The 14,117-nt window shown below is 42.2% G+C and carries 14 protein-coding genes; 6 read left to right on the top strand and 8 right to left on the bottom strand.

Going from position 1 to position 14,117, the window contains the following annotated elements; translation table 11 throughout:
• Positions 1–23: 23 nt before the first annotated feature.
• The 3 genes from LZG71_RS00330 to LZG71_RS00320 all read right to left on the bottom strand — a co-directional run bounded on the left by LZG71_RS00330 (position 24) and on the right by LZG71_RS00320 (position 5,345).
• The gene (locus LZG71_RS00330) at positions 24–1,127 is read right to left on the bottom strand and encodes an AI-2E family transporter (protein WP_233816029.1); all 1,104 of its coding nucleotides are present in this window, start codon (positions 1,125–1,127) and stop codon (positions 24–26) included.
• A 127-nt stretch (positions 1,128–1,254) separates the two neighbouring features.
• A complete protein-coding gene (locus LZG71_RS00325) occupies positions 1,255–3,372 on the bottom strand; it encodes a PQQ-binding-like beta-propeller repeat protein (RefSeq protein WP_233816028.1) in 2,118 nt (705 codons plus the stop codon).
• Between the two features lie 17 nt (positions 3,373–3,389).
• A complete protein-coding gene (locus tag LZG71_RS00320; RefSeq protein WP_233816027.1) occupies positions 3,390–5,345 on the bottom strand; it encodes a sialate O-acetylesterase in 1,956 nt (651 codons plus the stop codon).
• Between the two features lie 210 nt (positions 5,346–5,555).
• Here LZG71_RS00320 and LZG71_RS00315 point away from each other — a divergent pair, with 210 nt between their 5' ends.
• Together LZG71_RS00315 and LZG71_RS00310 are read left to right on the top strand one after the other, a co-directional pair.
• Entirely contained in the window at positions 5,556–5,795 is a 240-nt protein-coding gene (locus tag LZG71_RS00315; protein ID WP_233816025.1) for a hypothetical protein, read from the top strand.
• A 4-nt stretch (positions 5,796–5,799) separates the two neighbouring features.
• Positions 5,800–6,207, top strand: coding sequence for a type II toxin-antitoxin system VapC family toxin (locus LZG71_RS00310; protein WP_233816024.1), 408 nt, complete (start codon positions 5,800–5,802; stop codon positions 6,205–6,207).
• Positions 6,208–6,300: 93 nt separating this feature from the next.
• Here the strand turns inward: LZG71_RS00310 and LZG71_RS00305 are convergent, their stop codons facing one another.
• The 3 genes from LZG71_RS00305 to LZG71_RS00295 form a co-directional block, all read right to left on the bottom strand.
• Positions 6,301–8,244, bottom strand: a complete 1,944-nt coding sequence (locus LZG71_RS00305) for a M56 family metallopeptidase (RefSeq protein ID WP_233816023.1) — start codon at positions 8,242–8,244, stop codon at positions 6,301–6,303.
• Between the two features lie 28 nt (positions 8,245–8,272).
• On the bottom strand, positions 8,273–8,635 hold the full coding sequence (locus LZG71_RS00300) for a BlaI/MecI/CopY family transcriptional regulator (protein WP_233816022.1): 363 nt from the start codon (positions 8,633–8,635) through the stop codon (positions 8,273–8,275).
• A 166-nt stretch (positions 8,636–8,801) separates the two neighbouring features.
• On the bottom strand, positions 8,802–9,797 hold the full coding sequence (locus LZG71_RS00295; RefSeq protein WP_233816021.1) for a YhdH/YhfP family quinone oxidoreductase: 996 nt from the start codon (positions 9,795–9,797) through the stop codon (positions 8,802–8,804).
• A 120-nt stretch (positions 9,798–9,917) separates the two neighbouring features.
• On the opposite strand from LZG71_RS00295, the gene LZG71_RS00290 reads away from it, so the two are divergent.
• On the top strand, positions 9,918–10,481 hold the full coding sequence (locus LZG71_RS00290; protein ID WP_233816020.1) for a cysteine hydrolase family protein: 564 nt from the start codon (positions 9,918–9,920) through the stop codon (positions 10,479–10,481).
• A 108-nt stretch (positions 10,482–10,589) separates the two neighbouring features.
• Here the strand turns inward: LZG71_RS00290 and LZG71_RS00285 are convergent, their stop codons facing one another.
• Entirely contained in the window at positions 10,590–10,880 is a 291-nt protein-coding gene (locus LZG71_RS00285) for a putative quinol monooxygenase (RefSeq protein WP_233816019.1), read from the bottom strand.
• Positions 10,852–11,490 carry an NAD(P)H-dependent oxidoreductase gene (locus tag LZG71_RS00280; protein WP_233816018.1) on the bottom strand — a complete coding sequence of 213 codons (639 nt, stop codon included), beginning with the start codon at positions 11,488–11,490 and terminating at the stop codon, positions 10,852–10,854. Before LZG71_RS00280 ends, LZG71_RS00285 begins: the two co-directional genes overlap by 29 nt.
• Positions 11,491–11,592: 102 nt before the next feature.
• On the opposite strand from LZG71_RS00280, the gene LZG71_RS00275 reads away from it, so the two are divergent.
• The 3 genes from LZG71_RS00275 to LZG71_RS00265 all read left to right on the top strand — a co-directional run bounded on the left by LZG71_RS00275 (position 11,593) and on the right by LZG71_RS00265 (position 14,107).
• Positions 11,593–12,489 (top strand): LysR family transcriptional regulator, encoded by an 897-nt coding sequence (locus LZG71_RS00275; protein ID WP_233816017.1) that lies wholly within the window; start codon positions 11,593–11,595, stop codon positions 12,487–12,489.
• A gap of 145 nt (positions 12,490–12,634) precedes the next feature.
• Positions 12,635–13,339 carry a hypothetical protein gene (locus LZG71_RS00270; protein ID WP_233816016.1) on the top strand — a complete coding sequence of 235 codons (705 nt, stop codon included), beginning with the start codon at positions 12,635–12,637 and terminating at the stop codon, positions 13,337–13,339.
• 66 nt (positions 13,340–13,405) lie between these two features.
• Complete coding sequence (locus tag LZG71_RS00265) at positions 13,406–14,107, top strand: hypothetical protein (RefSeq protein ID WP_233816014.1); 702 nt, start codon at positions 13,406–13,408, stop codon at positions 14,105–14,107.
• The last annotated feature ends 10 nt before the right edge of the window (positions 14,108–14,117 follow it).

Raw genomic sequence — 14,117 nt, 5'->3', positions numbered from 1 at the left:
TCTATATATTTTCCGGATGAAAGCTACATCCTGCTTTGATCGTCGAGCACTTCTACAACCGCCGGTGTTGATTCAGGCTTGCTGTCGTCATCACCAAGCACCATCCCCCAAGGTTTAAGTCCGTCGACTCTATCGAATACCACTTTGATAATTGCGATAACTGGTATTGACAAAAACATACCTGTTATTCCCCATATCATCTCTCCCAGTACAAGGCCGAGAAGCGCAACCAATGTATTGATTTTCACTTTTGAACCCACAATTTTTGGCATGATGTAATTGCTGTCTACGAGATGGATAGCGATCACAGCGATTAATACAAAGAGAATTTTGGTTGTGGTAGCCGTTGCAAAGGTGATTAATATCGTGAGCAGCAAAGCTGTTACAATTCCAATATAAGGAATTAGATTAAAAATTCCCGTGATCAGACCGAGTAAAAAGGCGTATTTGACGCCAATAATCCAGAATGCGATGCATGACATAATCGTCACAATCAGCATTTGCAGAAAAAGTCCCACAATGTATTTTTTGACAATATATTGAACCTGTGCAACGACATCGTAAACAACTATGACGTGTTCTTCACTAAAAAGTGATACGATAAACCGAAGTAACAAACGGCGGTGAAGCAGAATAAAAAAGGTGTACAGAAAAATGAAAAGAAGAAACAACAGCACAGACGAAACCGATAGTAGTGTTTGTCCGATCAGCGAAGTACCTGTGTCCAGGGCTTTGGTCGCGGAATCACTCAGATAATTGATCTGCTCATCGGCATTCACATGGAATGTAAGAGCAATCCATTTTTGCAAGTCAGCCGTTGCAACGATCACCTGTCTTTTAAAGGCCGGCCAGTCCTGTGCCAGTTCTGTCACCTGAGAGCCAAGAATAGCGACAATTACAAAGACACCTGCAACCAACGAAAGCAGGGCAAACATGGAAGACAATGACCTCGGAAGCTTGAACCGTCTTTCTAAAAATCCAGCCAGCGGTAGCAGCAGCAGAGAGAATAAAAAAGCGAAAATAAGAGGTGCTAATAGTGTTCTGCCGACTATTGCAATATAACAAAGGCAGATCAGGCTGATCAATATATGCGCCAACCTCGTGTAAAATGGGGTAACTCGAATCATTGGGAAAGCCCGCTCCGGAATGTTATGTTAAAATGAGAGTACAAATTACTATAATCGTGCCAGAATTGTTACAGGTCAGCTCACTAAATTCTGTCAACATTTGTCAGGACCAGACGTCGCTGCCTGCCTACGGCAGTGCAAATGCAACGTACTGATTACCTTTCTTTGTACCCAGCTTGGTGCCTCCGCAGGCTATGACCACATATTGTTTTCCGTTAACTTCATAGGTAGACGGTGTGGCAAATCCGGCAGCCGGTAAAGTGGTTTCCCATAACAGCTTGCCTGTTTTTTTATCGTAAATTCTAAACTTTTCATCTTTTGTAGCTGCTATGAACAACAGTCCGCTGGCTGTCACAACGGGGCCTCCGTAATTTTCGGTGCCCGTATCAGGTATCCCCTTTTTCTTTAAAGCAGCAACTTCTCCAAACGGTATTTTCCACAAATATTCGCCGGTGTTCAGGTCGATTGCGTTGAGTGTGCCCCAAGGCGGTGTAATCGCCGGTAGCCCCTGACTATCCAAAAATTTATTGTAGCCAGTGCTCTGATAGGGCAAGTACACCTTTTTCGACTTTGGTGAAGAAGCGACTGCCTCCGTTTTTTCATCCCCGAACAGAAAGGAAACAAGCGCATGCTTTTCACCAGCAGACAGCATCGTAAAACCGGGCATCATACCTTTTCCGCTCGTGATAAGATTAGCGACGAACGCCCGATCCCTTCTCTGACCGATGTCAACCAGTGAAGGGTAACCACTTTTTGCGTTGCCTTTTCTTTGGGGGCCATGGCAGTTGGTACAGTAGGTTGCATATACCTTTTCTCCCGGACTAAGTGCGGACAACTCACTTTCTTTGGGCGTGTCCTTCATGTTAAGGATCCATGCCATTTCGTTACTGTTCACATACAGTATCCCGTCCTGAGGATCGGCCGCAGCACCACCCCACTCTGCTCCCCCGTCGAATCCGGGAAGTATCACTGTTCCCTGTTTGGAAGGAGCCGCAAACAGGCGTCTGTCGTAAGTTTTAAATTTGGCCAGGAGCGAGTCACGATCCTCTGCATACGAACTGATGTCATCCCCGGTAAGCATATGCGCCTGTCTTGCAAAAGGAGCAGGCTTGGCAGGCACCGGCTGTGTGGGCCACGAATGTTCACCGGGCAATGCCGACTTTGGAGCAGCAACTTCTGTTACCGGGAATAGCGGCTTTCCCGTTACACGGTCAAATACAAAAATGTACCCCTGTTTTGTCACCTGAGCAACGGCGTCGACCTTCTTGCCCTGATGTGTAACTGTGATCAGATTTGGTGGCGCCGGCAAATCCCTGTCCCACACATCGTGATGTGTAGTTTGAAAGTGCCAGAGGCGTTTTCCTGTCTTCGCATCAAGCGCTAGCAAACAGTTTGCAAAGAGGTTTTTACCCTTTCTTTTACCACCATAAAAATCATATCCAGCCGAACCGGTCGGTACGTACAATATTCCCCTTTTCCGGTCAATAGCCATGCCGGCCCAGTTATTCGCTCCGCCTGTGTAGGTATTTTTGTATGCATCGGGAGGGAAAGTCTCATAGCCAAATTCCCCCGGATAAGGTATGGTGTGAAAAGTCCATGCTAACTTACCAGTACGCACGTTGAAAGCCCTGATATCTCCCGGCGCTGCATCAGAATCTTCCGAAAGACGTAACGGCATGATGATCAGATCCTGATAGATAGTACCAGGCGTGTTGGAAACCATGAATTTTTCTTTGGCAACGTCGGGTAAGCCGGTGTGCAAATCCAGACGACCTTTGTCTGCAAATGTCTGGACAGGTTCACCTGTTTTTGCATCAAGAGCGTAGAGATAAGAGCCCATGGAGTGCAAAATCCGCTTATCATTCCCATCACGCCAATACGTTACACCCCGGCTGGTATTGGAGCCAACTTTTGATTTATCACCAAACATCCATATTTGCTTGCCCGTAGCTGCATCCAGAGCGAACGCCTGCACGGTAGATGTCACCCCATACAAAATGCCGTCTACGATAATTGGATTTACCTGCATTTGTCCTGAATCCGGTGTGGAATAGCTCCAAGCAACTTGCAGATTTTTCACATTTTCAGGATTAATCTGAGTCAGAGAAGAGTAATGATTCCTATCAGGGCCACCGAGATACTCCTCCCACTTATCATAGGACAGGGGCTTTTCTTCGGTAGAAAACCGTCCGGCTGCTAAAAAAAGAAACAATGATACAACAGCCAGAAATGATCGTAAAGTCATGGAAAGAAATTATTCAACTATTGAAATTTATTATTTACCGTTATCCCAGGCCAGGTGTCTGTCCGGAATGGAGCCAGCGGCAATCCTGCTGCATTAAATATCTGCCCTTCCTCTGTTGCATCTGACCAATTGTATCGCACCGCTACCGGATTTTTAACTTTTGCAGAAGAAACAACAAGCTTCTTATCCTGATAAACCGCCTGAGCATAGTGAAATACTTTGTCTTCGCCAGCTATTTCAAAACCCTCTATATAACCATATTTGTTTTTGACAACAATATCGCCATCCAGATACTTAACGCTGATTACCGCTTTGTCATTTTCAATGTTGAGTTTTTCAAAACGAGGTGAACTGTAAGAAATATCTTGTCCGTAATCGAATTTAAGCGCATTTACGGCCAGTCGGTGCGCAACATCCTGTTTGTTTGTCGGGTGAATATCTTTGGGATTTCCAACATCAGTAGTTACCGCCATTCCCGTTTTAGGCAGACTTAAAGTCATATCCTGGGCTTCACGAAGTTCCGCCCAAACACTACCTTGATTGCTATTTAGTTCTTTGCCAAAACTGGAAAGCTGAACCCAATAAAACGAGAACTCATCGTTCCACAACCGCCGCCAATCGTTAATCATCAATGGAAATGTTTTCCTGTATTGGTAGGATCTTCCGGCATTGGCCTCTCCCTGATACCAGAGCGAACCGCGCACCGAAAACGGAATAAGCTGGACGATCATGGCATTGTAAATGGTAGTGCCTACGTTGTTCATCAAATGCGCATACTCATGTTTTCCGGCAAAAGATGGCATTAGTTTCCAATCGGTCGCCAGGCTAATTTTTTGCTGACCAGCCTCCAGATATAAATCTGATGAACTTCCCATGAGTCCGGGCCCAAACCAGGCAGTGCCAATCATCTTTCCAACTTTAAGTACCAATTGGTTTTCACCAGCTTTCCAGGTATTGGCAGGAATTGAGATTTTCCTCGACCCTTTCACAGCGCTGGAATTTACAAGTTTTCCATTCACATACACATCAACATTATTATCGTTCTCCGCCAGCGAAAGTGTGGTAAGCTTTGAAGCAATGTCATCAGAGACAGATATTGTTTTAGCCATAAAACCTTCTCCTCTGTAACCCATCAAACCTTTCCAGTCCCACTGTCCCACCGGATCTCCTGTCGATTGCCAGTTTTTGAAGTCAGCTGTACCGCTTGTATATAACTTTTCATCCTGCTCGCCGGGTATATAATCCGCATTTTTAAATAGCTGCATTCTTAGCTTTTTATCCATTAACACATCCGCCTCTTCCCATGTTTTTGGTAGATTTTCAGCATAACTTTTCAACTCCTCATTTCCCAGCATACCTTCCTTGCTGATCCAACCCTCGATCTGCGAACCTCCCCAGGAAGAATGTAAAATACCAATGGGGACATTGAGCTTTTGGTAAATTTCCCTTGCGAAGAAAAAGCCTATGGCAGTAAAGTCACCCACTGTCTCAGCAGAAGCCAGTTTCCAATCACCTGACTTCAAGTCTTTTTCAGGTGTCAATGTTACCTCGTGTGCTACTTTAAAATGACGAATTTGCGGAAACTCTGCATTCGCCTTTTCCTTTTCAAAATGATTGGCATTACGTACCGGCCATTCCATGTTTGATTGTCCGGAGCATAACCAAACTTCCCCGATCAAAATATCGGACACAGCGGCTGTCCCTGACTTCGCTGTTACAGCCATTGTATGCGGACCACCCGCTTCTAATGGCGAAAATTTAACCATCCATTTTCCATCAGCACCTGCTTTGGTGTTCTGTGTTTGTCCTGCCAGCGTAACTTTTACCTTTTCACCCGCATTTGCCCATCCCCACACCGGTATTGGCTTCTGTCGTTGCAAAACCACGTGATCAGAAAACAGCCGTGCTAGTTTAACTTGTGCAAAGGCAGCGGAATGAATAACTAGGAAGGCTAGTAAGAGATAACGTTTCATTATATAGGTAGATAATTATTTCTGATAAAATGCCTGGAGATGGCTGTTTCTACTAAGTAGATAACAGTAAACATTATATTTTCTTCATCCTGAGTCCATCTCTTACGGCACATACTTTATTCAGATACTCCTGTTTACACATGAGAAGCCCCCAGCGTCATTATGAATGTATGGCTAGAATTGTTATTTTTGTTTGTAATAAACAAAGTCATGGAAACTACATATCGGTTTAATACGAAGGAAATTGATCTCGATTTTTTGGAGTCTGTAAGAGCCATGTTCGCTGATCAAGAAATTGAAATCACTATTCGGTCATTATCTCTAATCGGGGGGCTGGCATCAGATCGAAAAAAGGCATTAACTGATATGATTAGGGATAGTAGATACATTGCGCCGAAAATAGATTCTGCAATTGATATTCGTACCATTATAGACCAAACACACGAATAATTTTATGGATTACTTTGATACCGATGTCTTAATCAATGCGTTCGTTTTACAAAACATCAACAGACATGAAGAATCAATTGCTTTCATTGAGCAAAGCATTTTTAAGGATTCCTTTTTGGTTTCCTGGATAACGATTCAGGAAGTTGGCTTTGTTTTAGGTAAACTCAGGCAAGATTATTCTTATACAACACTGAAAATAAAGCAATTAATTACTTCGACCCCTGTCTCCCATAGCAGACAAGAATTCGATAGAGCCATTCACCTTGCATCCATTATTGGTTATTCGAACTTCAATGACTGCCTCCATCTCGCCATCGCAGAACGATATTGTAAAAATCTGTATACCTATAATCGTTCTGATTTCAGCAAACTCATTGATCATACAATATTAAAAATTAAGATTTTAGAGTAATAAATCAGAACCGTTTTCGAGAACTCTACGCAAAAAATAACAGCTCCGAAATCGAAATCCCGGAGCCGCTCATACTTGAAGTACTACAAAAATCTACTTTCGATGAATAGATCCCGTGTAGGTATGATTATCTTCCTTCCAGTTATAAACGATTTCCGTTCCTTTCTCTTTCAGGTATTTGCTTTTAAACTTTGAGTGAACCTTATCGGATAATTTCTGACCATTTACAATAAATTCGTTCTCGGTGATCCTGAAAGATAAATTCTTCTTATCCTTTCCGTAACCTTCACTTTCCAGATCACGAAGAAAATTGTCCATCATCTTTTCATGATCTTGACGTATCGTTTCAGCTTCAAGTCTTGAAACCTCAGCCTGTTCTTTCAGTACAGTCGCCTCAACACGAAGTTTCTCAGCCGATTTTTGTAATTGTGCAGCACTTTTGCGCAACTCATCCGTATTAAGATTCTGATTGTTTTGACCTGATAACTGTTTTCTTACAAGTTCTGCCTCTTTTTTCACAGCAATCATCTGCTCCCTGTTAAGCTCCATTTGGCCTTTCATTTTCTCGGCATCAAGCTTCATCAAAGTCGCCTGTTTGCGTAATTCTAGCGCCTCTGCTTGAAGATCAGCTGCCTCCTGGTTCAAATCCTCAGCTTCTGACTGCATTTCCTCCGCGTGCTCCTCCTCCTCTTGACGCTCTTCATTCACTTCTTCAATAATGGACCGTATCTCATTATCGTATTCCCCAAATTTGTTTTTAGCAATCTGCTTGCCATTAATTTTCAACTCAGTTACTTCACCATCCACCTCAGTAATCTCGTATCGTTTTTTGTCGCGGGTAACATGAATCGTATTTACCTCCGAGCCTGGTTCCGCTGGTGCAGGTACCGTGTCACACAAAGTATGCGGAGCTACAGGTGACGGAGGCAACGGTGGTGGTGCGGGAACATCGAACTTCGGTGGCTTTGGAGCTTTGGGAGGTTTAGGTAATTCTGGTGAAAAAGCGGCTAAAAGTACCGTGGCTGTTAGCACGCTTGCTGTTACAAATAATTTTTCCATGGCATTTAATTGTTTATTGTTGTTGTAAATAATTCGTTTTATTCTGTCCAACAAATGATTACGTTTTCCGGCAAAAGCAAGAGCCTGCCTTTGTTCGATAAGTTTATGTTCCTGAAATACAACCAGCGCGTTAACAAAGGCAGTTTTACTTTGCATCACTGCAATTGCCAAATCGTCGCAGCAGTGTTCTCTTTCTTCTCTTATCAAACGGGAAAGCCAGATCACAGCCGGATTAAAGAAATAAATGCTTTCTGCAAAACTCTGGAATACATTCACCAGGAAATCCTGGCGGCGAATGTGGGCGAGTTCGTGCAGCAAAATAGCTTCGACCTGTACGTATGGAATGCTGGTTAAAAATCCAACTGGTACCAGTATCAAGGGCTTGAAAAAACCGATCACAGCTGGTACAGAAACCATTTCCGACTCCATCAGCATCACCCCTGAACTGATGTTCAGCTTGTGAGCTAACTGCTGTAATTTCTGCTGCCAATGATCCGCAGCGCCAAATGTTCCTTCATGCCTCAATCGGTTGATGTAAATCATTCCTGTAACAGCCCTAACCGACTTTGCAAGAAAGACCACAAGCCAGATCATGACTATTAACAAGGCGTTGCTGCTGCAAAAATCCAGAAGAGAGTGAAGCCAGTCGCCGGTCTGTTGCTGAACAGTTGTGAGCGTGATAACATTTTCAGTGGAAGTGCTCTTGCCTAAACTTATAAGGTTGTTAACCTGAGTTTTTACACCTTCACTTTGATTGAATTCGTAATAGAAAGTGGCACCGTTTGCAATCACAAAAAGCAACATCAGACCGGTTAACAAATTGTATCTTAAAGCCGGTTTAGACTTTTTTGATGCCAGCAATACTACTCCCACTGCAATAGCGAGCACAAGTCCCTGCCAGAGTGAATGAATGAGTGTCCAGCTAAAAGCCTGGATGAGATCAGCGGAGATTGGTAAATTGAAAGAATTAAAATTCATGGCTAATAGATTTTACAGTTTTCAATTTTTAATCAAGCTTTTTCAGGAAATCCTTTATCTCATCCAGCTCCTCTTTACTGGTACTTTTATTTCCAAACAACTGCATCACGAGACTCGAAGCAGAACCGTTGTACATCGAATCCACGAAGCGTTCCAGCAATTTTGTCTTGGTTTTACCCTCCTCTTCTGCCGGACTGTATACGTGTTTCATGCTGCTTTCATCCCTTGTCACAATCCCCTTATCAGTCATGATCTGCATCAGTTTCAAGGTCGAGGAATATTGAACCGCCCGTTTCTCTTCATTTAATGTATCGTTAACAAAACGGACTGTCGACGGTCCGTGCTGCCACAACACTTGTAAAATTTCTAACTCTGATTTGGTAGGTTCCATAGCCGTATTATTGATATCGTTTCAAAGGTAGGAAATATTTCGTATGAACAAATATCGACCTTGTTAATTTCTGTTAATTTTTTTTGTTGTTAAGAATACTGTGTAAAAAAAATAAAAACCTGCCGGTTAAGCAGGTCTAATAATTAATAAATCATGTAACCAGAAACTATTCATGGCGGAGTACATATCTCCCTTTTGCTTTTCCTTGTAACAATTCATCCAATTTTTCCGATAGCTGGTCCATTTCAATCTCCTGTACCATTTCATCCAGATATTGTGGTTTCCAAATCGTTGCCAGATTGTTCCAGACTTTTTGCCGTAAAGACATCTTAGCCTGAGCCGAATCAATACCCGACAACGTGATTCCCCTTAAAATGAACGGAAATACGGTTGTAATAAGATCCGCAGAAGCCACATTGCCGCAACTTGTTACCACACCGCTATGCTTTACTGCTTTAAGAATACCCGACAAAATATCACCACCCACGTTATCAACCCCGGCAGCGAAGTCGGCACCTGACAACGGCTTAGTATTGTATTTCTCGACAAACTCATTTCTACCTGTAATGGTCCTGGCCCCGAGTACATCCAGCAAAAACGAATTCTCAGTCTTGCCGGAAATTGCTGTGACTTTAAACCCCAAATGAGATAAAATAGCGGTTGCCATACTTCCCACACCACCCGTTGCACCACTCACCACAATAGCCCCATCCTTTGGTTCAATCCCTGCGTTCAATATCTTTTGTATTGACAAGCCAGCCGTCAAACCTGCCGTTCCAAAACTCATTGCCTCTTTAAGTGAAAGCTCAGGAGGAAGAATTACCACCCAGGACGCAGGCACAGAAATGTATGCTCCAAACCCGCCCCAGGTGTTCATGCCCAAATCAAAACCAGTTACAATGACAAGTGTTCCAACCGTCAGTTCCGGTACAGTGGATTTTACCACAGTACCCGCAGCATCTATTCCAGGCACATGAGGATACTTACGCGTAACACCCTTATTTCCCGATGCCGAAAGAGCATCTTTATAGTTAATAGACGAAAATGATACACGGATCAAAACTTCATTTTGAGGCAATTCGTCAAAACCAACTTGTCTTATCTCTTTACGAATTCCTTCTTCGTTTTGGCTTATATAAAAGGCTTTGAAAGTTTCGCTCATGACCTATAAAATCGATTTGACTTTGTATTGTATATTTCAAGCTAAACAAAATCTCTCATACTTGAAAACTATTATTGCTAATTTGGTGCCAAAAGCAGTCGGTAACGTATACATTAAATTATGAGCAACAGAAAAGCATTATTAATCATTGACATGCAGAAAGGTTCGTTCACGCCATTGACTCCCCGGTACGACGCCACTGGTGTTGTCAAAAGAATAAACCTTGTTGCTGATGCCTTTCGGTTCAACTCATTACCCGTATTTTATATTCAACACGACGGAACCGCTTCGGGAGAATTTGTACCAAACACTTCAGAATGGGAACTACTAGACGAGTTGGTAGTAAAGGAAGGGGACATTTTTGTTGACAAATACGCCAATAATATATTTTACAACTCCGCTCTTCAGGCAAAACTGATACAACATTCTGTTAAGGAGCTAATTATTTCAGGATGTGCAACAGATTTCTGCGTAGAATCAACCATCCAGGCAGCGTTAACTATGGACTACGATATAACTGTAATTGAGAATGGTCACACTACCGGCGAAAGACCTCATCTAACAGCTTTACAGGTGATAGAGCACTACAATTGGGTTTGGAAAAACATGATACCCACAAAGGGAGTTTTAAAGGTTAAACCTCACACTGATATCTTAAACGCATTATCTGAAAAACAAAACTGAATTAAAACCCAGCAAACCATTTTTGTGCTTACCATATTGACATCAAAAAGACGGATAAATCTATATTGAGTTTACCCGTCTTCTCTCACGTCAATTGCTAAATACTGGCTAAACCAACTTTTCAGTCTTGTGAATGATAACTTCTGCAGCTAATATTCCGCTGGCAGCAGCCTTAAATTCATCTATATGTGGTTGACTATTGTGAATGTCTAGACCGGCCTGGTCTGTCCATTCTTCATGAAAAATAAAATAACCCGGTTTCTCAACAGACTCATGCAAATCATATTGAATACAAGCTTCTTCATTTCTTGACTTGGCAGTCAGTGTTTCCAAAAGGGTTCTTACCTGGCTTTCGTGCCCGGGTTTTGCCTCAATTATAGCTGTGAGATAAACTGACATCTTCGATGGAATTATGGATAAATGTTTGAGTTAAATGATTCAGATACTTTTTTAGATCCGTCTCAATATCGGCGTTTTTTTCGACATCATGAAAGTGCATTCCTTCAAGCGGAGTCATTCCTGTGAATGCGTTCATCCTGTGAAACCCAAACAAGACACCTTCGTCTACACTCGTTTCGTTGAAAAATTCGCCCGGAAGTGTGAAAGCAGTTGCCGGAGCATTCCAGGAAGAAGTTACCATATATTTCTTTCCATGCATCGAGCCACCGGTGCCATAATTGACATTCGGATTATCCATTTTCCTGCCATCGCTTCTGTAAATACCCTTTCTATGACCTTCTGTAAATACCACGTCAATGTATTTTTTCAAACCATGCGGTACCTGGAACCACCATATGGGTGTGTGATAAATCACTACATCAGCCCAAACATAATTCTCAACTTCTTTCGCCGGGTCATAATCCTGATTAATATCCGTTGACCTCACTTCAAACCCGTCCGTTTCGTTAAAAAACGCAATCGTCGTCTCAGCAATTGTTTTATTAAATCGACCTCCGGAATGTCCAAAAATCTGACCACCATTGATTACAAATATCTTTTTAACTTCCATTTCTTCACTGTTTAAATTTCTGACAGCAAAATTAGAACAGGTTGTACTATTATTAAAATAAGTTAAATCATAACTTTGTATCATAATTATGATAGATAAGAAATGGTTAATCTGGAATGGTTCAGGACATTTAAGGCGATATATGAAACCGGCACACTCACCGGTGCGGCGGAAACATTGTTCATATCGCAGCCGGGTGTAAGCCTTCACCTCAGCTCATTGGAAGCGCACGTTGGATACAAGCTTTTTGACCGGACATCGCGTAAAATGGTTTCGACGGAACGCGGCAAAATCCTGTACAATTACATACAGGAGGCGATATGCAAATTGGAGGATGCCGAACAGCACTTTCACAAGAGTACAGATAAGGAAAAGCCGACCATCAGTATCGGCATGTGTTTTGAAACGTTTCAGTTCACGCTGGAACAATACTTGCCAACCCTCCCGTTTAACGTGATCATTAAGTTTGGCGATTATCCTGAGATGCTGAAAGATCTTGACAACGGCATTCTGGACCTGATCATTACGCCACACAAAGGCGATTACAAAACGCTGCTTTACAAGCCGTTTTTTAAAGAGCGTATTGTGGTCATAGCCGGTGCGAAAACGGATACTGCGGAATTGGAAACGCATCTAAAATCGCGGGACCTGAACGAAATTCAGCACTGGCTCAAAGAACAGATATGGTATGGAACCACCGGAGATATGGAGCACCTGCGGCGATTTTGGCATCAGAACTTCAATAAACGTCCCGATTTCAAACCAAACTACATCGTTCCGAATATGAGTTCTATCATTCGTTGCCTCAGCGCAGGAGAAGGAATCGCGGTCGTTCCTGATTTTCTTTCCAAAAAGGAACTGGATTCGGGAAATGTGAAGATCATTTGGGAAGGTTATAATGTGATCGAAAACACCCTCTATTTCGGTACAAGAAAGCGCACCATTTATGCAAATGAAATAGAACAGATTCAGAAAATATTTGAAAAAGAGATGAGTTAATTATAGTTGATTTAAAGCCCGTGATCAGATTTAAGGTCGAAAAAGAGTATATTAGGATTGACTTTTACTATTAGGATTATATGCAATTTGAAAGTCAGGCACCAGGTCGTTCCAGGTTCTGCCAAACATATCTAACGCTGATCTAATGAGACGTAACATTGTACTCTATTTTTGTATCGTTTTCCCACTATTTGTGAACGCGCAAAACGTTAGTGACCATATGAAAGTTAAAAATGGTTCTGATGTTACCAAGGCGCTGCCCTACGCCGAAAGATTCCGCTATGATACTTTCAAAGAAGGGAAGGTTTACTTCCGGAACGGTCGCATTGTTAACGCGAAGTTAAATTACAGTATACCTCACGGTGAAATTCAATTCATCGACCCTAAAAATGACACACTCATTCTGAATGACAAAAATTTTATGGATCGAATAACCATCGATGCTGACACATTCTTCTATTATCAACAGCATGGTCATGTGAGAAAAGTTGCTTCCTTTAAGCAGGTTTCTCTTGCGGAAAAGCAAATAATTGGCAAGGTGGGGACAGAGCGCAATGCCGCTTACAACCAGTTCAGTGCCACTACTGCCATATCAACCTATTCAACGCTAACCAACAATGCCGGCCAGCAGGACTATGAGGGCGGAAGCGACAAGTTACTTTTAAAGAGACGTTCGGTTTATTTCTTTCTCGACAAAAATAGAGACATTTATACAGCAACGAAAGGTAATTTATTGAAAATATATCCGAGACATAAAAAGACCATTAACGAGTATTTCAAAACTAACAAAGTTGAGTTCTACGACCCAAACGAGATCACAAAAGCGTTGGAATTTGCAAGCCGTTTATAGCTATTAATGAATTCTTTGAAATCAATATCATCTAAAAAATTTACATCTCCACACCGTTTTAAAACCATGAGACATCTCCTGTTCCTGCTCAGCTTTGCCGTTCAGATTTGCGTACAAGCGCAGGTTTCCAACGACGTGGTGAGGGTAAAAAATGGTTCTGACATTACTAAACTGATGCCCTTTACCGACCGATTTCAATATGAAAGTTTTAAGGACGGAAAGGTATTTTTCCGAAACGGGCGCGTGGTTAACGCCAAGCTCAATTACAGTCTCCCTCACGGAGAAGTGCAGTTTGTCGACGCGAAAAAGGATACAATGATACTGACTGACAAAAACTTCATCAGCAAGATTACAATTGCCGCGGACACTTTTTTCTACTCCGAAAAACACGGGCATGTAAGAAAAATAGCAGATTTTGGAGACGTTGGACTCGCCGAGAAACAGTTTATTGCCCAAATTGGCAGTGAACGGCATTCCGCTTATAACCAATATACTTCCACCTCAGCCATCTCCACTTATTCTTCTTTTACCAATAGCTCGGGGATGCAGCAGGCCCTGGAAGGTAACGATAAAGTATTGATAAAAAAGAGAGCTGTTTATTTCTTCATAGACAAAAACCAGGATTTACATCTAGCCAATAAAGGAAGTATTTTAAAGGTATTTCCTAAACACAAAAAGGCCATTAATCAGTACTTCAAAGATAACAAAACGGAGTTTGAAGATTTGAAAGAGATCTCTGCTGCTCTTGAATACGCCAGTAGCTTATAGCTAACAAAAC

This window comes from Dyadobacter sp. CY312 (assembly GCF_021390535.1).
GTDB lineage: Bacteria > Bacteroidota > Bacteroidia > Cytophagales > Spirosomataceae > Dyadobacter.
The sequence above is the reverse complement of the archived record's forward strand: the minus strand, read 5'-3'. Positions and strand labels throughout refer to the sequence as shown.